This is a genomic window from Stappia sp. BW2 (genome assembly GCF_008107695.1).
In the GTDB taxonomy this organism is placed as follows: domain Bacteria; phylum Pseudomonadota; class Alphaproteobacteria; order Rhizobiales; family Stappiaceae; genus Roseibium.
Map to the genome: position 1 here is coordinate 909,665 of NZ_VIRG01000066.1, position 18,068 is coordinate 927,732.

An 18,068-nucleotide genomic window follows, 5' to 3' on the forward strand; every position below is an offset into this window, starting at 1 on the left:
TGACGACACCCTCCAGCTATTGACCATAGCCTGATCGAATGCCTGGCAGCGAAGACGCAGATAACTCTCACAGTCACATAGCCCCTGAAATGCAAAAAAGCCCGCTTGTGGGCGGGCTTTCATCGCGTATTCCGCGCTCTACTCTCAGACAGCTGCAGAGGTGAACTGGTCGTTGAAGGCGTAGCCAGAACCGCGCACCGTGCGGATAGGGTCCTTTGCCTTGCCCTTGTTCAGCGCCTTGCGCAATCGGCCGACGTGGACGTCGACCGTGCGTTCGTCCACATAGACATCATGGCCCCAGACGCCGTCGAGAAGCTGCTCGCGGGAGAAGACCCGGCCAGGCGACGTCATCAGAAATTCCAGGAGACGGAACTCCGTCGGCCCCAGATGAATTTCCTTGGCATTGCGGCGGACACGGTGTGTTTCGCGATCCAGTTCGATATCGCCGGACCGCAGCATGGAAGATACCACTTCCGGGCTTGCCCGCCGCAGGATGGCGCGCACGCGGGCCATCAGCTCCGGCACGGAGAAAGGCTTGACCACATAGTCGTCGGCACCGGTCGACAGGCCGCGGATGCGCTCTGCTTCCTCGCCGCGCGCCGTCAGCATGATGACCGGCAGACGCTCGGTGTCCTCGCGCGCTCTCAGGCGGCGGCACAGTTCAATTCCGGACAGTCCCGGCAGCATCCAGTCAAGCAGCAACAGGTCTGGCAGGCTTTCCCGCAGGCGGATTTCCGCCTCGTCGCCCCGGACACAGGACTCGACCGAATATCCTTCTGCTTCCAAATTGTATCTCAAAAGAAGGCTGAGCGGTTCTTCGTCTTCAACGATGAGCACCTTCGGCATACATCTCGCTCCAATTACAGCAACCGGCGCCAGAGCGCCGGCCGTTCAGATCCTTTGCAAATGCGACAGAAGCCGGCGCTCAGACTGCGCCCGTTTCATCGACCTTTGCCCGGTCTTCCGGCAGACGCTCGCCAGTGACCATGTAGTAGACGTTCTCGGCGATGTTGGTCGCGTGGTCGCCGATGCGCTCGATGTTCTTGGCGCAGAACAGCAGGTGGACGCATTGGGTGATGACGCGCGGATCTTCCATCATGTAGGTCAAAAGCTCGCGGAAGATGGATGTGTAGATCGCATCAACCTCTGCATCGGCTTCCTGCACCCTGCGGGCAGCTTCCGGATCCTTCCGGGTATAGGCATCCAGCACCTGCTTGAGCTGGGACAGAGCCAACTCGGTCATGTGCTCGACGCCGATCGCAAGCTTCTTGGACTGCAAGCCGCTGTCGATGGCGATCACCCGCTTGGCAACGTTCTTCGCAAGATCGCCGACACGTTCCAGGTCGTTGGCAATGCGGGTGGCAGCGGTGATTTCGCGCAGGTCCTGCCCCATCGGCTGACGGCGAACAATCAGCTCGATCAGCTTCACTTCAAGTTCGTTGTAAAGGTTGTCCAGACGGACATCGCCTTTGATCGTCGCCTTGGCAAGCTCCAGGTCCTGCGACACCAGTGCAGAGACCGCATCGGCAAAGGCCTTCTCGGCAATGCCGCCCATTTCGGCGACCTTGCCGGCCATGGCCGTCAGTTCGTCATCGTAAGCCGTGACTGTATGTTCAGACATCGTGTGTCCCCTTCAGAAACCTAAAAAATGCTTAGCCGAAGCGGCCCGTAATATAGTCCTGCGTACGCTTGTCCTTCGGATTGGTAAAGATGTCCTGCGTCAGACCTTCCTCAACCAAAATACCCAGATGGAAAAACGCGGTACGCTGAGACACACGGGCAGCCTGCTGCATCGAGTGGGTCACGATCACGATGGTGAAGTTTTCGCGCAGCTCGTCGATCAGCTCTTCCACCTTCGCGGTCGCGATGGGGTCAAGCGCCGAGCACGGTTCATCCATCAGGATCACTTCCGGGCTCACGGCAATCGCACGGGCGATGCACAGACGCTGCTGCTGACCGCCCGACATACCGGTACCCGGCTCGTCCAGACGGTTTTTGACTTCTTCCCAAAGCCCGGCCTTCTGCAGGCTGGAGGCCACGATTTCATCCAGCTCGGACTTGCTGCGAGCCAGTCCGTGGATCCGAGGGCCGTAGGCGATGTTGTCATAGATCGACTTCGGAAACGGGTTCGGCTTCTGGAACACCATGCCGACCTTCGCGCGCAGTTGCACCGGATCGACCTTGGGGTCGTAGATATTCTCGCCGTCGATCTTGATCGAGCCTTCGACACGGCAGATGTCGATGGTATCGTTCATCCGGTTGAGCGTGCGCAGGAAGGTCGACTTACCACATCCGGAGGGGCCGATGAAGGCCGTCACGGACCGCGGCTGGATTTCGATGTCAACGTCTTTGATGGCGTGCGTATCGCCATAATAGACCTGCACCTTTTTCGCGGAAATTTTGCTTTCGGTCATGGTTTTCGCCTGTTCAAAATTCGGCATCTCGTTCATCGGAGCAATCCTTACCAGCGGCGCTCAAACCTGCGGCGCAGGATGATAGCGATAATGTTCATGGTCATGAGGAACACCAGCAGAACAATGATCCCGCCCCATGCGCGCTCATAGAATGCCGGATCGGCGCGTTTCGCCCATTCGTAGATCTGGGCCGGCATGGCCGAGTTCGGAGAGAAGAAACCGGCTGCCACACCATCGGGGAAGTTGGAGGCGATGAAGCCGACCATCCCGATCAGAAGCAGCGGAGCGGTTTCACCAAGGGCCTGCGCCAGACCGATGATCGTACCCGTCAGAATGCCCGGCATGGCCAGCGGCAGCACATGGTGGAAGATCGACTGCATCTTGGATGCCCCGATCCCGAGTGCCGCGTCGCGGATGCTCGGCGGAACCGCCTTCAGCGAGGCGCGGGTGGAGATGATGATCGTCGGCAGCGTCATCAGCGACAGCACCAGACCACCGACGAGCGGTGCGGACTGAGGCAGATGCATGAACTGGATGAACACCGCCAGGCCGAGGATACCGAATACGATGGACGGTACCGCGGCCAGGTTGGAGATATTCACCTCGATGAGATCGGTAAACTTGTTCTGCGGCGCGAACTCTTCCAGATAGATGGAAGCGGCGACACCAATCGGCAGTGACAGAAACAGCACCACCAGCATCATGAACAGAGAGCCGATCATGGAGGCCCCGATGCCGGCCTGTTCCGGGCGGCTGTCGGACGCATCGGTTCCGGTGATGAAGGCCCAGTTGAAACGCTTCTCCAGAAGGCCGGCAGACTGCATCTGGTCTGCCAGATCCAGGTGCGCAGCGTCCAGGTTCTTGTCTTCGGCAAGATCTTCCCGCTTGACGCGGCCCTTCAGGTAGCCGTCAACGCGGGACGAGGCGATCAAATCGAAAGTGACGGTCGAGCCGATCTTGTCCGGATTGGCGAGCACATAATCGCGGACCGTTGCTGCGGCACCTGAGGAGAACAGCTTCTCCATGTCCTTGGCCGACATATCGGTGGTGATCTTGTCACCGGCGAGTTCCCTGGCGAAGGCGTCGACAATGATGGCCCGGTATTTGGACGTCTTGACCACCGACTTTTCCGCGGCGGCAATCTGCTCCTGGTTGAGCGGCACATCCACCTTGATGAAGGTCTGGCTGAAGGCGCCGAGACCGTTGGAGAGGATCGCCCACAAGAGCGCGATAAGGAAGAACAGGCCAATGCCGATGGCAATGATGCCATAGAGCTTGAAGCGGGCTTCGGCGGCGTTGCGCTTCCTGGTCAGCGGATCGAGTTCGAGGATCGAGGTGATCCTGTTCGGGGCCGGAGCACTGGTCTTGCCCGACGGAGGCGTAAGGGTCGTGTCGGTCATTAGTCGTACTGCTCCCGATATTTGCGCACGATGTAGAGCGCGAAGATGTTGAGCCCCAGAGTCACGACAAACAGGGTCATACCGAGCGCGAAGGCGACCAGCGCTTCCGGGGAGGCAAAGTCGTTGTCGCCGGTGAGCTGGCTGACGATCTTCGCGGTCACGGTGGTCATCGCTTCGAGAGGGTTCATGCTGAGGCGGGCAGCGGCCCCGGCCCCCAGTACCACGATCATGGTTTCGCCGATGGCGCGAGAAGCCGCCAGCAGGATGGCACCGACGATACCCGGCAGGGCCGCCGGCAGAATGACCTGCTTCACCGTTTCGGAATGGGTGGCCCCAAGGCCGAGGGAGCCGTCGCGCATGGCCTGGGGCACGGCGTTGATGATGTCGTCGGAGAGGGAGCTGACGAAGGGGATCAGCATGATGCCCATGACCGCGCCTGCGGTGAATACCGAGGAAGCGCCTGACATCCAGCTAACGCCGAGCGCACCGCCGGAGCCGAACAGGTTCATCAGGAGCGGGCCGACCGTCAGCAGCGCGAAGAGACCGTACACGATGGTCGGAATACCGGCCAGGATCTCGAGCAAAGGCTTGGCAACGGCACGCACGTGCGGCGTTGCATATTCCGACAGATAAATTGCGGCGAACAGGCCGATCGGCACGGCAACAGCGAGTGCGATCAGAGAAATATACATGGTCGCCCAGATCAGCGGCACGATACCCAGCTCCGATCCGCCGCCGAAGCTCGGCGACCAGGTCAGGCCAAAGAAGAAATCCGCGGCCGGATAAAGCCGGAAGAACTCCACCGTGTTGAAGATCAGCGACAGCACGATGCCAACGGTCGTCAGGATAGCAATGGAAGCGGCCGCGATGAGGATGTAGCGGACAACCGTTTCCACCACATTGCGGGCACGGAAATCCTTGTTGGTACGCAGGACTGCGACGGCGAAACCGATCAGACCGGCCGCCAGAACGACGATGGACCGCAGCAGCAGGCCGGTGCCGGAGATGCTGCGGTAGGTCTGTGCCGCCCGCAGCGTTTCGGCGGTCACCTCAGAACCGAGTGCGACACCGATCTCGCCGAGACGGCTGCGCACGTCGGTCAGCTCGATACGTATGGATGACGCCGTGTCAGCCGACATAGCGCCTTTAGACACGGCAAGGTCGAGCCCCTCGGCAACACGAACGACGTCGCTCATGACAAGGTCGAGCGAGCTTGCGGCAATGGTCTCTTCGGAAATCTTGGAGGATACCTGACTGTCCAGAACGATCGGCTGGATGATCAGCCAGGCAATGAGCAGCAGGAGGGCCGGCACAAGTATGGAAACGACGACATTCCAGCCGTAGTAGCCAGGCAGGGAATGAAGCTCTCGCGAATCCCCTCCGGCAGAACTTAACGCTTTTCCGCGGCCGACTATGTATCCGGCGGCAGCCAGAACCAGCAGCGCAATAAGAATATAGGGAAGTGACATAGGGCGACCCAACCGGCAAAGAAGAAAGAAAGGGCGGCCGAAGCCGCCCTTTCGGAAAGATGTGCTTAGTTGCCCATCGTTTCTTCGGCTTCAACGGAAGCCTGCGTAGCGGCAAGCTCCGGATCGGAAACCAAGCCATACTGGGCCAGCGGGCCATCCGGGCCAGCGATTTCGTCAGAAACGAAGAACTGAGCGTATTCTTTCAGGCCCGGGATCACGCCGATGTGCGCCTTCTTGACGTAGAAGAACAGCGGACGGGAAACCGGATACTCACCCGATGCGATGGTTTCGGTGGAAGGAGCAATACCGTCCATCGTCGCCACTTTGAGCTTGTCGGTGTTGTTCTCGTAGAAAGCCAGGCCGAAAACGCCAACGCCGTTCGGGTTGGAGTCGATGCGGGCCAGGGTCTCGGTGTAGTCGCCGTCGATGTCCACAGACTTGCCGTCGGTGCGAACTGCGATGCAGGCGTCTTCAGCGTCGTCTTCGGACATGCCGCTGTCGATCATGGCCTTCAGAGCGCCGGATTCTTCACAACCGACAGCCAGAACTTTTTCTTCGAACACTTCACGGGTGCCGTGCTTGGTGCCCGGGATGAAAGCAGCGATTTCTGCGTCCGGCAGAGATGCGTCAACTTCGGACCACTTGGTGTACGGGTTGTCGACGATCTGACCGTCCTTCAGGACTTTCGGCGCCAGAGCGTTGAACCACTGAACCTGGGTGAATTCGTTGAATGCCGGGCCGTTTTTCTGGGAAGCGAAAACGATGCCGTCGTAGCCGATGCGGACTTCGATGATGTCCTTCACGCCAGCTTCGGCACAAGCCTTGATTTCCTTCTCGCGGATCTTGCGGGAAGCGTTTGCAATGTCGATGGTGTTCTCGCCAACGCCGGTGCAGAACTTCTTCAGACCAGCAGAGGAGCCGCCGGATTCAACGACCGGGGTCGGGAAGTCGGTGTTTTCGCCAAATGCTTCAGCAACGATGGAAGCATACGGAAGAACCGTGGAGGAACCGGCAATCTGCACCTGGTCGCGAGCCTGAGCCGAACCAGCGAATGCAGTGGAAGCAACGGCAAGAGCAGTTGCGCTAACGAGGGTCGTAAATTTCACTTGACCACTCCCTTTGAATGTCAAGGTTTCTAGATGATCACCGCGCTTGGATCTGCACGAGCGATGCGGGGAACCTAGGCTCCACGGATGAGAGTTCTATGACAGTTCTTTTTCAGTTTTGTGACAATTTAAGTCGTTGAAATTTATCAATAAAACCCTCTGATTGACGGTTTTGTGTCGCAAACGGTCATAAAAAGAGGCGTCAGAGCGCACAAGGTGCACCTCTTATCGACCTCAGCAAAGTTGCCAATGAACCTTTTTAGCCAGCCGCACCGCTCGCAAGGCCAACCAGGCAGCCTCTTGGGCACCTGACGCGGCGGCTGGGAGGGGTGTGTGCGGCCTGTGTTGGCCTGACCATGGATGCAATGCCTGTTGTGCCAGTGTCTCTGCAGCTTCCTGCCTGCATTTTTCGGCGGACAAGGGAATCAGTCCCCTGGTCGCGAGATGTCCGTCATCGTTCCGGGCATCGTCTCTGGTGAAAGCAGACATGTTCCTTCCGGGCGTAGAAAAAGTGGGCGTGATCCGGAACGCCAGGTCTTCCTGCCGGCGGGTCGCCTGGCCAGTTACAAAAGGCTGTTCCGATCTTGCCGGGCAATCTGCTGGAGGCTTCCCGCCTCAGGAAATCGAGACTTGCCTGTGCGGTCTCACGCAGAGATCTTCTCTGGTAGACCTGCCGCGTCCTCGGTGGCGGGCAAACTGACCGTGAAGGTCGCCCCCTGCCCCTGCTCGCTTTCCACGTCCAGTCGGGCGCGGTGGCGCGTCAGGATGTGCTTCACGATCGCAAGCCCAAGTCCGGTGCCTTTCATCGCGCGGCTCGATTCTACATCGACCCGGTAAAACCGCTCCGTCAGGCGGGGCAGATGTTCCCGCGGAATGCCCTCGCCGTAATCGCGCACTGACAGTTGCCAGAACGAAGCCTCCTGGGGCGCAGGCGATTTCGCGAGACCAACGTCAACGAACTTGCCGTCGTGCCCGTATTTCAACGCGTTCTCTATCAGGTTTTCCGTCACCTGGATCAGCTCGTCCCGGTCGCCCTTGATCTTCACAGGGGTATCGGGAAGCTGAAGCCGGATCTCGACCCCCATGTCGGACGCAAGTGGCGACAGCGCATCGCTCGTATGCCGCACGATCTCCGACAGGTCGACGTCGTTCGCGGGACGGACATGGGCCTTCAGCTCAATCCGCGAGAGGGACAGGATGTCATCGATCAGCCTGCGCATCCGGCCAGCCTGGTCCAGCATTATCGACAGAAACCTGTCCCGCGCATCCGGGTCGTTGCGGGCTGGGCCCTGCAAGGTTTCGATGAAGCCTGTCAGCGAGGCCAGGGGTGTGCGCAGTTCGTGGCTGGCATTTGCCACAAAGTCGGTGCGCATGCGTTCCAACCGGCGGTTCTCGGTCAGGTCCTGGATCACCACAAGAATGAAGTCCGGTAGCTTGGAAACTTTTTCCTGCCCACCGCTGCCGGGCATGTAGATCGGCGAGATATGGGCCTCGTACCAGGTTTCGGTCGGCACCTTCTCGATCCAGCTTATCTTCTCCGCCTCACCAGTGGCGCAGACACGGTCGAAGGCTTCCAGCAGCGAAGGCGCGCGGAGCGAGAAGGACAGAGGATCTCCTGGCTTCACGCCTTCATAGATCGACAGGGCTCGCTTGTTGACATAACGCGTGATGCCGCGCCCGTCGGCAACGAAACAGGGTGTCGGAAGCGCATCGACGGTGACCTTCATGCCGGTCCCCGGCCACATCCTGCGGATTTCCCGCTGAGCATTCAGCTTGACCCTGCGGCTCGACGACTTGCCGGGAACGAAACAGGCGACGACAACCATTGCCGCCATGACCAGCAGCCCCGTCGTCAGCGGCACTTCGTGCAGGATGACCGCACCGGTGATCGCGGCAAGCGCGAACAGCAGCACCCAGCGAGCTTCGCGGAGTCTGGTCAGGGGCGATACAGCCTGCCGATCTTCAGCGGGCTCTTCGATAGGCGAAGGCGGTAGGGTCATAGACAGTCGAGCGAATTCTTTTCAGCGATTTGGTCTCCCGAGTGCACACACTATTTCGACGTCTCAGTAAATGCGCAAGGCCGGAATAGGGAGATCGGGACAGCATGGAAACACTCCCCTAACATGGGAAGCATGTCATCCCGGCGACAAAGAGAGACTTTCGGGCAAGAGCGCTCTAGGGCGCTTGAAGATGGCGAGCGATGTCCGCTTGCAGGGCTGAAAAGGAGGCCTGCCGGTCAGCGGGTTTGCGGCAGGGGGTGTCTGGCGGCTGCCTTCAGATTATTCAGAATGCGCGGCCAGCCGTCAGCCCGGCACATGCGTTCCAGATAATCCGTCCCGGCTTCGCCATGCCTCAGAAACTCGCTATGGACGATTTCCAGGCGCGTGCTGTCTCCCGCGTCACGGAAGTTGACCATGACACGGCTTGCTGTTGCGGGATCCGCGACTTCCTCGCCATCGCGGCTGACCTGCCAGGCAAGCCGGATGTAAAGCGGCGGCTCGAGAGACAGGACCGTTCCCCAGATCCTGTGCTGTCCATTGGCGTCGATCTCATAGCAGCTCCCGCCGGCGTGAGGATCGATCCCTGCCTGTGCCTTGCCTTCGCCCGCATCCTTGAACGGAGAGGTCCACCACAGGTCGAGCCGGTCGACAAACAGCGAAAACGCCTGAGCCCGTGGGAGATTCAACATGCCTTCGACCCGGCACTCGGTGTCATGTGTCATTTTTTTCCGTCAAATTCGTTCTTCCCAACCCCAAACGCACTGTTTCACATTTGGGCCCGGCTTGGCAAAGTAGCGCTTCCCTAGCCGATTCAAACGTCAGATACATGACGTGCAGATCCACCCGGATACCGCCGAAACACTTGCCCGCAGGCACAAACGAACCGGAGACAACATGAAGCATGATCGCGCGTTCGATCCGCACTATGGAACCGCCGTCGAAGTGATGCCGGGCGTGCGCCGGCTGACAGTAAACAATCCGGGACCTTTCACCTTTCATGGCACCAACAGCTACCTTCTGGGAACCAGCCGGCTGATCTGCGTCGATCCCGGACCTGCCCTGGAAGGCCAGGTGGAGACCATTCTGAAAGCCGCACAAGGCGCCCCCATCGAGGCGATCCTGGTCACGCACACGCATGTGGATCATTCACCGGGCGCGCGGCTTTTGAAAGAAAGGACCGGTGCGCAGATCATCGGATGCGGGCCGCACCGGCCGGCACGCGAGCTTCTGGAAAACGAGGTCAATCCGCTCGACGCCAGCGGTGACAAGGACTACGCGCCAGACCGATTGCTGGAAGACGGCGAGATATTCGAGGCTGCCGGCATCTCGCTGGAAACCGTTGCCACCCCCGGCCACACGTCCAATCACCTGTGCTTTGCCCTCACTGGCGAGCCGGTTCTACTGTCTGCGGACCATGTCATGGGCTGGTCGACATCGGTGGTCGCCCCGCCAGACGGCAGCATGCGGGACTACATGGCCTCCATCGACAAACTGCTGGACCGCACCGAAGACATCTATCTGCCCGGGCATGGCGGCATGGTCCAAAACGCGATCAACTATGTCCGCGCGCTAAAAGGACACAGGCTCAATCGCGAGGCCTCTATCCTGCGGGAACTGGAGAAAGGTGAAACATCGATCCCGGAAATCGTTTCGGTGCTTTATGCCGCCGTCGATCCGGCGCTGCATCCCGCAGCTCGTCTGTCGGTATTCGCACATCTGGAAGACCTTGCGGACCGTGGCCGCGTCGAGGCCAGCCCGGAGGTGTCTCTCACCGCCCGCTACCGTCTTGCCGGTTGAGCCTGCGAACGGTCAGCCTTCAAGATCGACCGCATCAAGACCTTCGGCAACCGGCGCGTCCTCATCCTCGTAATACGGTTTGAAGCTCGGTAGTGGAATTGTCTCGCGCAGATCCTCAACCGGTTCGACCGGCAGATCCTCTTCCACCTCTGTCTCATCGACGGACAGTCTTGCCAGATCGCCATAGGTCTCCAGCAGCACCCGGTCGATTTCGCTGAAGACCAGACGGATGCGATCCGCATTGTCGGTCAGGTCCTTCAGCGGTGTGCGTGAGCGTGAACGCACATCAAGCAGCGCCCCAACCGAATCCGGGCGAATGCGCAGGACGATGTCGTGTTTCAATCCCAGGATCTGCGAGGTGCCCTCTGCCTGGAGAAAGGTCGGAGCGTCGAGGAGGTCGGGCGGCAATTCGCCAACCACCTGCCAGTTCAGCGCTTCAAGCGCCTTGGCAGCGGCCGCATGCAACTGGGCTGTGGAAATACGGTACCGGCGGGGAACGATGTCGGGATACAGGCGGTCTTCCGCCGAAGAGCCCGCTTCGCTCAGTTCCGACCCGGCGCCCGAATAGGCTGCCATACTCGGCAAGACGTCTTCCACAAGCATGGTGTTCAACCAGTCGAGAAATGGCTGATTGTCGGAAATGACCGTCGTTTCCAGGCTGGGGGGATCGGTACGATTGGTGGCCAGGTCGCTCGCGCCTGCATGCATCACCAGCATGCCGACAACCAGTGCAGGCGTCGCAAGCGCCAGTGCCCCCAGGAACAGCCCGGTAAGCGCTGCCGGCACACCAGGTCCGCCATAGGTCCAGATCCGGTGAAAGCTGAACAGCGCAAGCAGAATGGCGCCGAGCGCAATCGTTGCCGCCGCAATGAGCGACAGAACGAAGACATCCGCCTCGATGAGACCGAACCGTTTTGCCAGAAAAGCAATTGCCGCAAGCGCCAGCGCCACGGAGCCAGCCGTACGGCTTGCCGGTGCTGAAGCTGTTTTGTAAACGGCGTAGCGCTTCATCAGACCCTATCTCACCTGGCCTGCCGCATCGACGCGGAAGGCTTTCCACCTGATTGTTTCTTCGTTTACAGCCAAATTGTCAAAAATGAACTTCACTTCGACGGTGAACACATCATACATTCCTTCTGTGTAAACGATAAACGTGCAAGCAAGACACGCCGGAATGACAGTTTCAAATCGGGGCAAGGCATGACCGGATTGCGGTCCCGCCGTACGGCGAATGAACCGGAGCACAGCGCAACCGGTGACGCAAAACAAAAAGCGTTTTCACCTTTTGGCCTGTTCCGGCCGGGCTCAGCCAATATCTGCCTGTGTCACTTGCTGGTGCTGACGCTGCTGCTGTCGCCCATCGCTCTCGTGTTTGCGTTCCTCTATGCCGAGACTGGTGGCCACTGGCAGCAGACGCACTATCATTATCTGCGCACGACGATTGCACTTCTGGTCATCGGCCTGAGCGCAGGCGGTCTGATGATCCTGCTTGGAGCGGCGATTTCCTCGGTACTGATGCTCGTCGGACTGGTCCTTTGCACCGCGACGGTGCTGCTCATTTTTGCCCGGTCACTGCATGGTTTCTACAGGGCTCTGCGCGGTTTTCCGCTGCGCAATCACCAAAGCTATTTCATATGAACCACCAGTCATATACTTGCCGAGTTCGCAGCCACGCCTAATTCGTAAAGAAATAATTACCGTAATACTTCAAATCCATCCCGGATTCGTTACATCTTGTTATTGTTTTTGACTGGCTGATTTCCGCCAATGAGCGCATGATTTTTAACATCCGCTGCGGATATCGGCTGAAAGGCGTGTTTTACGCCTTCCGTTTGCCGCAATTGGATAACAAACGCACTCCGCCCGCGAGCCAAGTAAACTTTAACCCAGAGAGCGGGCACTGGAAGAGACAACGGACGAGACAAATGTCTGAGCAATCTGCAAGCCGCCCTGCCCCGAAGCAAAACGCTGACGCGAAGCTTGTCAACCTCTACAAGCCCGTCGGCATCGCAGCCCTCAATGCAGCTGCCCTTTGCAAGAATTCAGGCACGGCAGCGAAGAAGAAAAACTGAGCAGCCGCTCCCGATGCGTCCTGCGCCCGGAACCGCTGCTGGCTTCCTTGAAGTCAGCCCGCCGCGGCGTTGAAAGACGCTTGGTCACGGCCGGCATGACCGGTCAAGGATAGTGCTTGGACATGCAATCGGCCACGATTGAATGTCCGCCGTCAGGAAGCGGCTGTGCCTCATGGGCACCCGAAAAATCACATCTTTCAGGTGGTTGCCGTCTCTCCATCTGTTGGGCAAACTGCCGCCGAAAAGGGCGCGGTCCGCGTCCCCCGGCGGAGATTCCCTGAATGATCATTGCCTATTGCCCAACGGTGAAAGGGCTGGAGCGTATCGAGCTTTCCTCTGGTGCACCCTTGCCGTCAACGTCCGTGTGGATTGACCTGATCGCCCCGACACAGGAAGAGCAAAAGGCAGCGGAAAAGCTGATGGGCGCGGAAATCCCGACCCGGGACGAGATCGCTTCCATCGAAACATCCGAAAGGCTTTATCTGGAACCGGGCGCCGTGGTGATGACCGCGCAGCTCCCCATTGCCACCCAGATGATCGACCCGGCACTTTCGTCCGTCACCTTCGTCATCAATGCCAAGCGGCTCGTCACGGTCCGTTATGGCGAACCGAAATCCATCGCCCTTCTGTCGCGCAGGGTTCAGGCCGATTCCGGCATCGCCCACAAGGGAACGGCTGTTCTGTTCGCGATGCTCGACATCATCGTCGACCGCTGCGCCGACGAAATGGAAAGCGCCTCGGCCCGGTATGACACGCTGGCGGTGCAGGTTTTCGGCGACGGCCTCAACATGCGCAAGACCGCAAGCTATCAGATCGCCATCAAGCAACTGGGGCAGATCGGCTTGCATGTGTCCAAGATGCACGATGTCTGCACCAGCCTGTCGCGGATGCTGCTTTATCTCAGCACACATGCCAAACGGCTGAACCTGAACGAGGAGCAGGAAGCCGACTGCAAGATGTTCGGCAGAGACATCCATTCCATCAAGGAACATGGCGATGCGCTGGACAACAAGCTGTCTTTCCTGCTGGACGCGACGGTCGGTCTCGTCTCGCTGGAACAGAACCAGATTTCAAAGATCTTTACCGTCGTCAGCGTGATCTTCCTGCCGCCCACGCTGATCGCGTCGATCTACGGCATGAACTTTGCCAACATGCCCGAATTGAATTGGCAACTCGGGTTTCTTTTCTCACTGGGACTGATGGTGACGTCCGTGGCGTTGACCTACATCTTCTTCCGCTGGAAGCGCCTGCTTTGATCCGCCGAACCGTCCGGCTCTGCCCAGTTCTCTGACTTGCCTTTGCAGACGCCTTACGGATAAAGGCGCGCCTTGCTCCAGGGCTGATCGGCGGATGCGCGGGTGAATTGCACCCGGTCATGCAGCCGGAACGGCCTGTCGTGCCAGAACTCGATGGAAACTGGCATCAGGCGCATGCCAGACCAATGGTCCGGGCGCGGAATATCGCCGATACCGAACTTGGCGGTGTATTTCGCCACTTCCTTTTCCAGTGCGAAACGGCTTTCCAGAGGCCGGGACTGCCTGGATGCCCAGGCGCCGATCCGGCTGCCTCGGGCCCGGGAGCGGTAATATTCGTCCGCTTCCTCGTTCGAGACCTGTTCGACGAGACCCCGGATGCGCACCTGGCGACGCAGTGACTTCCAGTGAAAACACATGGCGGCCTTGCCGGCCGAGAGCAGCTCCTGCCCCTTGGCGCTTTCGAAATTTGTGTAGAACACGAAGCCGCGTTCGTCGAAATCCTTCAGGAGAACCATACGCACATTTGGCAGGCCATCTTCATCGACGGTCGACAGCGCCAGGGCGTTGGGATCGTTGGGCTCCGAAGCTTTTGCGTCCTCAAGCCATTCTGCAAAAAGCTCAAATGGTTTCGCTACCTCTGTAAAGTCACCTTTTGTTAACTCTTCAGGGGGATCTTTAAGGTCTGTCATCGGTAACCTGTCGAAGGAAACGACAGCCTTGAGAGCGGCGCAAAAAGCCGGACCGGGGGGCTGCCTTAAAAAATGTATCGTATGCGTTCATATACTGCCGAGCACATAAAGATCCAACCCTTTGCGGCACTTTGCCTGGCAATTGCAACCGCACTTGGCGGATGCAGCCAGATATCCGTACCGGTGGGCAGCAACAACATCGATTCTCCCACTCTCCTGACCGGCTCCATTCCGTCCGTGTCGGATGTCGCCTACGCTGATATCAACGACGACGACCGGTCGGTCATCGCCGAGAACCTCGACACCATCAGCCCGGACCTTGCCGCCGGAAAGCCGATAGATTCCCTTTCGCTGACGTGGCTCAATTCGATCAGCGGAAATTCGGGCACCTTGTCGAGCATCAACGCGTCCAGCTTCAGCGAGACCGGCTGCCTTGGCTTCAAGACAACCGCGAATACCATTGTCGGCATCAAGCTTTACAGCGGAACGGCCTGCCGGGACGTGACGCAGAAATTCGCTGTCACCAGCCTTAACGTCGCCGACGCTTGAACCCTGACGAAAACCAGCTAAAACCGGAAGGTTCTCAAGTCCAAGGTCAGGGTCTGGAATTTTTTCCTATCCATCCCGATATAGAGGACAAGTCCGGTCAATCATGACCTGCTTCACTTGCACGCTTCGTTCGGCTTGCCGAACACAGCAGTGCGCGGGTCAGACTGCCGGAAAATCTTAGGAACCTGGTGAGACGAATGCGTGATCCCTACAGCGTTCTCGGGGTGGCAAAATCTGCCAGCGAGAGCGAAATCAAGAAGGCCTTTCGGAAGCTGGCCAAAAAGTACCATCCGGATCAGAACAAGGATGATCCGAAGGCGGCGCAGCATTTTTCCGAAGCAAATCAGGCTTACGAAATTGTCGGCGACAAGGAAAAGCGTGCCAAGTTCGACCGTGGCGAAATCGACGCGGAAGGCAAGCAGCGCTATCAGTCGCACGGTTTTGAGGGCTTTTCCGGTTATGAAGACTTCGGCGGCGCCCGTACCCACAAGACGTCCCAGGCCGGCGGCGGCAGTTTCGACGACATTTTGAACGACATTTTCGGCAGCTTCGGCGGTGGCCGTGGGCGTGCCGGAGCGGGAGCCGGCCCCGGCGGCGGTTTCGGCGCGGGAGCCCGTGCCAAGGCACCGCCCAAGACGAAGGGTGCCAATGCGGAACTCGTCGCGCGGGCTTCGCTGGAAGACATCGTCAACTCCGGCAAGACCCAGGTCACGCTCCCAAGCGGCAAGGCGGTGAACGTCACCCTGCCCAAGGGCGTGGTCGAGGGCGAAAAGATCCGGCTCAAGGGCCAGGGGCATCCGGGTGAAAACGGTGGCCCCGCAGGCGATGCCTTGGTCGAGATCCGCTTCAAGCCGCACAAGCTTTTCGACGTGAAGGACTCCGACCTTCATCTCGATCTACCGCTGACGCTTTATGAGGCTGTTCTGGGGGCGAAAGTGCGCACTCCGACCCTGTCCGGAGCAGTCAACCTGACCATTCCGGCCAATGCCTCAAGCGGCAAGACCATGCGGCTGAAGGGCAAGGGGCTGCCGACCAAAAACGGTGGCCATGGCGACCTTCTGGTGAAACTGCAGATCGTGATGCCGCCGCATAGCGATGACGAGCTGGACACGCTCATGCGGGCCTGGAAGGAAATCACTCCCTACCGCGCACGCGGTCCGGAATTCGACTAGGTCGCGTCCTCCTCAACGCGGTGACGTTTCCTTTCGCCCCGTCAGTGATCACTGGCGGGGCGATTTTGTTCGGACCCAATCACTTCACCCGTTTTTTCTTTCTCCTTCACGGTCAGACCTTGCAAATATATAACTAGTTATATATCCAGTTATACAATTGGAGGGACCCATGAGCGAAGATGTCCTGCGCGCCCTTGGTTACGCCACACTGGGCAGCCGGCTGAAGCGGATCGGAGAAATTCTGCAGGCACAGACACAGACCGTTGCCGCCGAGCTTGCCGGCACGGACCTGCCGACGCCGCACAATCCCGTACTCGCCGCACTTGATCGGCAAGGGCCATTGAGTATCGGTGATTTGGCCAAGGCGATCGGCCAGAGCCAGCCGGGCGTGACCCGAATGATCAACAAGATGAAATCGGACGGACTGGTTGAGGCTTCCGCCTCCCATAAGGACCGGCGCGTGACGACAATCGAGCTGACCGACAAGGGCGAAGCCCTGGTTGCCCACCTACAAGAGACGCTTTGGCCTGCCATCACTCTGGCTGTTGCCGATGCCTGCGACGGCCTGGAAGGCCCTCTGCTTGATCAGCTTGCTGCTCTGGAGGACGCCCTGGCCATGCGGCCGCTTTCCAGCCGCTGCAAGGACAAGCCTTTGCAGGCCTGGAGCAGCCTGCAATCCCACCCGGAGGGCGCATCATGATCAGGCACGTCTGGCAAGGTTGGACGGAACTCATCACCACCATGTGTTTCCACTCGGCAGACAATATCATTCACCGCGCCTCGGTCGCCGGATTACGCATGTGGTTACCGTCCCCAGACCGCCCGGACGGTCCTGAAACGACGGGATCTGGTTTCACAGCACAATGAGCATCAAGATGCACGCAGTTATCAATGAAACGGGGCGGGACAGCCGCCTGAACCGGGTTGTGTGGTCAGCGCTGACCAGCCGGCAGGCGCAATTCAGCCAGGGTGGCAACCTTGCCCGTCGTTTCGATCCGGCCATCTCTCCCTTTGCCGCAGCAGCGGACAACTCGCCTGAAGCATTGGCTGCCCTGGCGGAGCTGATCCAAGCGGGTGACGACCGGGTCTATCTTCTGCAGGCAGACGACATCGCCCTGCCCCCTAACCTTGAAGCGGAGGTTACTGCGGCAGGTGTTCTCATGGTGGAAGTTTCGCCGTCAGCCGGGCCATCTGCCTCAACCCCTATCGTGGGCCTTGGCGAAGCCGATGTGCCGGAAATGGTCGAGCTTGCAACGCTGACGAAACCGGGGCCGTTCACCGCGCGAACACCGGAGCTGGGGACCTTCTTCGGGATCAGACAGGACGGCCGCCTGGCGGCGATGGCTGGCAGCAGGATCAATCTCGACGGCTATACGGAAGTCAGCGGAATCTGCACACATCCGGACTTCCGCGGAAGGGGGCTGGCGTCCGAGTTGTCTCTTCATGTGGCAAACGTCATCAGGAGCCGGGGCGACACCCCGTTCCTCCATGCCTATGCGGACAATCACGGAGCGATCGCACTCTACCGGAAGCTTGGTTTCGAGATCCGGCGAGAGGTCAATGTAGCCGTGGTCAAGCGCAAGGCTCAGGCCGATCCAGCCTGATCCGCCGCAGGAGGGCTGCGCCGGTCTCTGTCTTCCTGAAACCGGGCACGACGCTGGCGCAGGTATTTTGAAGCCGACCGGTAATGGCTGGGTCCGGCGGCTTCCGCCCAGCGGCCCGTCGTCCATTTGTTGTTGGAGCCTTTCATCGGCCCGCCGTAAAGCTCTTCCTCGTCCAGGTTTTCGATCAGGGCAAGCAGTTCAACGTGATTGCTGTCCAGAAGCGAGCGCACTGACTGCCACGACAGACCGGATTGCTTCTGCCGAAGATCGGCATTGTATCTGGTCGTCTCGTTCCACTTGTACCCTTTTGCCGGAAACCAGACGGGCCTGCCAGCCTGTCCATCCCGATACCAGGCCAGAAACAGGTCGATCCAGTGCGCCCTGTGGCCGACGATGTCCTTCGGCGAAATGCCGTCCGCATCCTTTTCAAGGCGCAGCATCGCGGGCAGGTCATCGAGAAGCGTTTGTAGCTTTGAAAACTCGCGCTCGCTTGCGGCAAGTAGTTCTGTTTTGGATGTTGCCGGCATTCTGTTCTCCCGT

19 protein-coding genes are annotated in these 18,068 nt (G+C 59.2%); 8 read left to right on the forward strand and 11 right to left on the reverse strand.

Annotated features, from left to right (window positions below):
* Window positions 1-144 precede the first annotated feature (144 nt).
* The 8 genes from phoB to FMN63_RS15710 all read right to left on the reverse strand — a co-directional run bounded on the left by phoB (window position 145) and on the right by FMN63_RS15710 (window position 9,111).
* On the reverse strand, window positions 145-846 hold the full coding sequence (gene phoB, locus FMN63_RS15675) for a phosphate regulon transcriptional regulator PhoB (RefSeq protein ID WP_148584935.1): 702 nt from the start codon (window positions 844-846) through the stop codon (window positions 145-147).
* Window positions 847-925: 79 nt separating this feature from the next.
* The gene (phoU, locus tag FMN63_RS15680; protein WP_148584936.1) at window positions 926-1,621 is read right to left on the reverse strand and encodes a phosphate signaling complex protein PhoU; all 696 of its coding nucleotides are present in this window, start codon (window positions 1,619-1,621) and stop codon (window positions 926-928) included.
* Between the two features lie 31 nt (window positions 1,622-1,652).
* Window positions 1,653-2,450, reverse strand: coding sequence for a phosphate ABC transporter ATP-binding protein PstB (gene pstB, locus FMN63_RS15685; protein ID WP_148584937.1), 798 nt, complete (start codon window positions 2,448-2,450; stop codon window positions 1,653-1,655).
* A gap of 11 nt (window positions 2,451-2,461) precedes the next feature.
* On the reverse strand, window positions 2,462-3,814 hold the full coding sequence (gene pstA, locus FMN63_RS15690) for a phosphate ABC transporter permease PstA (protein WP_148584939.1): 1,353 nt from the start codon (window positions 3,812-3,814) through the stop codon (window positions 2,462-2,464).
* The gene (gene pstC, locus FMN63_RS15695; RefSeq protein ID WP_148584941.1) at window positions 3,814-5,283 is read right to left on the reverse strand and encodes a phosphate ABC transporter permease subunit PstC; all 1,470 of its coding nucleotides are present in this window, start codon (window positions 5,281-5,283) and stop codon (window positions 3,814-3,816) included. The genes pstA and pstC overlap by 1 nt, the downstream gene beginning before the upstream one ends.
* A 65-nt stretch (window positions 5,284-5,348) precedes the next feature.
* A complete protein-coding gene (locus FMN63_RS15700; protein WP_148584943.1) occupies window positions 5,349-6,389 on the reverse strand; it encodes a substrate-binding domain-containing protein in 1,041 nt (346 codons plus the stop codon).
* A gap of 644 nt (window positions 6,390-7,033) precedes the next feature.
* Window positions 7,034-8,389 (reverse strand): ATP-binding protein, encoded by a 1,356-nt coding sequence (locus FMN63_RS15705; RefSeq protein ID WP_148584945.1) that lies wholly within the window; start codon window positions 8,387-8,389, stop codon window positions 7,034-7,036.
* A 236-nt stretch (window positions 8,390-8,625) separates the two neighbouring features.
* Window positions 8,626-9,111, reverse strand: a complete 486-nt coding sequence (locus tag FMN63_RS15710; protein WP_148584947.1) for an SRPBCC family protein — start codon at window positions 9,109-9,111, stop codon at window positions 8,626-8,628.
* Window positions 9,112-9,283: 172 nt separating this feature from the next.
* Between FMN63_RS15710 and FMN63_RS15715 the strand changes: the two genes are divergently transcribed.
* Entirely contained in the window at window positions 9,284-10,186 is a 903-nt protein-coding gene (locus FMN63_RS15715; RefSeq protein WP_148584949.1) for an MBL fold metallo-hydrolase, read from the forward strand.
* A gap of 12 nt (window positions 10,187-10,198) precedes the next feature.
* Here the strand turns inward: FMN63_RS15715 and FMN63_RS15720 are convergent, their stop codons facing one another.
* Entirely contained in the window at window positions 10,199-11,197 is a 999-nt protein-coding gene (locus FMN63_RS15720; protein WP_148584950.1) for a DUF1499 domain-containing protein, read from the reverse strand.
* 189 nt (window positions 11,198-11,386) lie between these two features.
* Here FMN63_RS15720 and FMN63_RS15725 point away from each other — a divergent pair, with 189 nt between their 5' ends.
* From FMN63_RS15725 to FMN63_RS15730, 3 genes are all read left to right on the forward strand, one after another.
* Window positions 11,387-11,824 carry a hypothetical protein gene (locus FMN63_RS15725; protein WP_148584952.1) on the forward strand — a complete coding sequence of 146 codons (438 nt, stop codon included), beginning with the start codon at window positions 11,387-11,389 and terminating at the stop codon, window positions 11,822-11,824.
* Between the two features lie 137 nt (window positions 11,825-11,961).
* The gene (locus tag FMN63_RS29650; RefSeq protein WP_205514131.1) at window positions 11,962-12,258 is read left to right on the forward strand and encodes a hypothetical protein; all 297 of its coding nucleotides are present in this window, start codon (window positions 11,962-11,964) and stop codon (window positions 12,256-12,258) included.
* A gap of 281 nt (window positions 12,259-12,539) precedes the next feature.
* Window positions 12,540-13,514 carry a magnesium transporter CorA family protein gene (locus FMN63_RS15730; protein WP_148584954.1) on the forward strand — a complete coding sequence of 325 codons (975 nt, stop codon included), beginning with the start codon at window positions 12,540-12,542 and terminating at the stop codon, window positions 13,512-13,514.
* 53 nt (window positions 13,515-13,567) lie between these two features.
* Here FMN63_RS15730 and pdxH read toward each other — a convergent pair whose 3' ends face one another.
* Window positions 13,568-14,203 carry a pyridoxamine 5'-phosphate oxidase gene (gene pdxH, locus FMN63_RS15735; protein ID WP_148584955.1) on the reverse strand — a complete coding sequence of 212 codons (636 nt, stop codon included), beginning with the start codon at window positions 14,201-14,203 and terminating at the stop codon, window positions 13,568-13,570.
* Between the two features lie 81 nt (window positions 14,204-14,284).
* Here pdxH and FMN63_RS15740 point away from each other — a divergent pair, with 81 nt between their 5' ends.
* The 4 genes from FMN63_RS15740 (at window position 14,285) to FMN63_RS15755 (ending at window position 17,528) form a co-directional block, all read left to right on the forward strand.
* Window positions 14,285-14,752 (forward strand): RT0821/Lpp0805 family surface protein, encoded by a 468-nt coding sequence (locus FMN63_RS15740; RefSeq protein ID WP_209001133.1) that lies wholly within the window; start codon window positions 14,285-14,287, stop codon window positions 14,750-14,752.
* 197 nt (window positions 14,753-14,949) lie between these two features.
* Entirely contained in the window at window positions 14,950-15,924 is a 975-nt protein-coding gene (locus FMN63_RS15745; RefSeq protein ID WP_148584957.1) for a DnaJ C-terminal domain-containing protein, read from the forward strand.
* 169 nt (window positions 15,925-16,093) lie between these two features.
* The gene (locus FMN63_RS15750) at window positions 16,094-16,624 is read left to right on the forward strand and encodes a MarR family winged helix-turn-helix transcriptional regulator (RefSeq protein ID WP_148584959.1); all 531 of its coding nucleotides are present in this window, start codon (window positions 16,094-16,096) and stop codon (window positions 16,622-16,624) included.
* A 175-nt stretch (window positions 16,625-16,799) separates the two neighbouring features.
* Window positions 16,800-17,528, forward strand: coding sequence for a GNAT family N-acetyltransferase (locus FMN63_RS15755; RefSeq protein WP_148584961.1), 729 nt, complete (start codon window positions 16,800-16,802; stop codon window positions 17,526-17,528).
* Here FMN63_RS15755 and FMN63_RS15760 read toward each other — a convergent pair.
* Window positions 17,510-18,055 carry a ClbS/DfsB family four-helix bundle protein gene (locus tag FMN63_RS15760; RefSeq protein WP_148584963.1) on the reverse strand — a complete coding sequence of 182 codons (546 nt, stop codon included), beginning with the start codon at window positions 18,053-18,055 and terminating at the stop codon, window positions 17,510-17,512. The genes FMN63_RS15755 and FMN63_RS15760 overlap by 19 nt on opposite strands.
* Between the last annotated feature and the right edge of the window lie 13 nt (window positions 18,056-18,068).

Bases quoted from the DNA above. Each gene is read 5' to 3' on its own strand.
- FMN63_RS15755 (WP_148584961.1), top strand. From the start codon at position 16,800: ATGCACGCAGTTATCAATGAAACGGGGCGGGACAGCCGCCTGAACCGG.
- FMN63_RS15750 (WP_148584959.1), top strand. From the start codon at position 16,094: ATGAGCGAAGATGTCCTGCGCGCCCTTGGTTACGCCACACTGGGCAGC.
- pstA (WP_148584939.1), bottom strand. From the start codon at position 3,814: ATGACCGACACGACCCTTACGCCTCCGTCGGGCAAGACCAGTGCTCCG.
- phoB (WP_148584935.1), bottom strand. From the start codon at position 846: ATGCCGAAGGTGCTCATCGTTGAAGACGAAGAACCGCTCAGCCTTCTT.
- FMN63_RS15745 (WP_148584957.1), top strand. From the start codon at position 14,950: ATGCGTGATCCCTACAGCGTTCTCGGGGTGGCAAAATCTGCCAGCGAG.
- FMN63_RS15710 (WP_148584947.1), bottom strand. From the start codon at position 9,111: ATGACACATGACACCGAGTGCCGGGTCGAAGGCATGTTGAATCTCCCA.
- FMN63_RS15720 (WP_148584950.1), bottom strand. From the start codon at position 11,197: ATGAAGCGCTACGCCGTTTACAAAACAGCTTCAGCACCGGCAAGCCGT.
- pdxH (WP_148584955.1), bottom strand. From the start codon at position 14,203: ATGACAGACCTTAAAGATCCCCCTGAAGAGTTAACAAAAGGTGACTTT.
- FMN63_RS15760 (WP_148584963.1), bottom strand. From the start codon at position 18,055: ATGCCGGCAACATCCAAAACAGAACTACTTGCCGCAAGCGAGCGCGAG.
- FMN63_RS15725 (WP_148584952.1), top strand. From the start codon at position 11,387: ATGACCGGATTGCGGTCCCGCCGTACGGCGAATGAACCGGAGCACAGC.
- pstB (WP_148584937.1), bottom strand. From the start codon at position 2,450: ATGAACGAGATGCCGAATTTTGAACAGGCGAAAACCATGACCGAAAGC.
- FMN63_RS15730 (WP_148584954.1), top strand. From the start codon at position 12,540: ATGATCATTGCCTATTGCCCAACGGTGAAAGGGCTGGAGCGTATCGAG.
- FMN63_RS15705 (WP_148584945.1), bottom strand. From the start codon at position 8,389: ATGACCCTACCGCCTTCGCCTATCGAAGAGCCCGCTGAAGATCGGCAG.
- FMN63_RS15740 (WP_209001133.1), top strand. From the start codon at position 14,285: ATGCGTTCATATACTGCCGAGCACATAAAGATCCAACCCTTTGCGGCA.
- phoU (WP_148584936.1), bottom strand. From the start codon at position 1,621: ATGTCTGAACATACAGTCACGGCTTACGATGACGAACTGACGGCCATG.
- FMN63_RS15715 (WP_148584949.1), top strand. From the start codon at position 9,284: ATGAAGCATGATCGCGCGTTCGATCCGCACTATGGAACCGCCGTCGAA.
- pstC (WP_148584941.1), bottom strand. From the start codon at position 5,283: ATGTCACTTCCCTATATTCTTATTGCGCTGCTGGTTCTGGCTGCCGCC.
- FMN63_RS29650 (WP_205514131.1), top strand. From the start codon at position 11,962: ATGATTTTTAACATCCGCTGCGGATATCGGCTGAAAGGCGTGTTTTAC.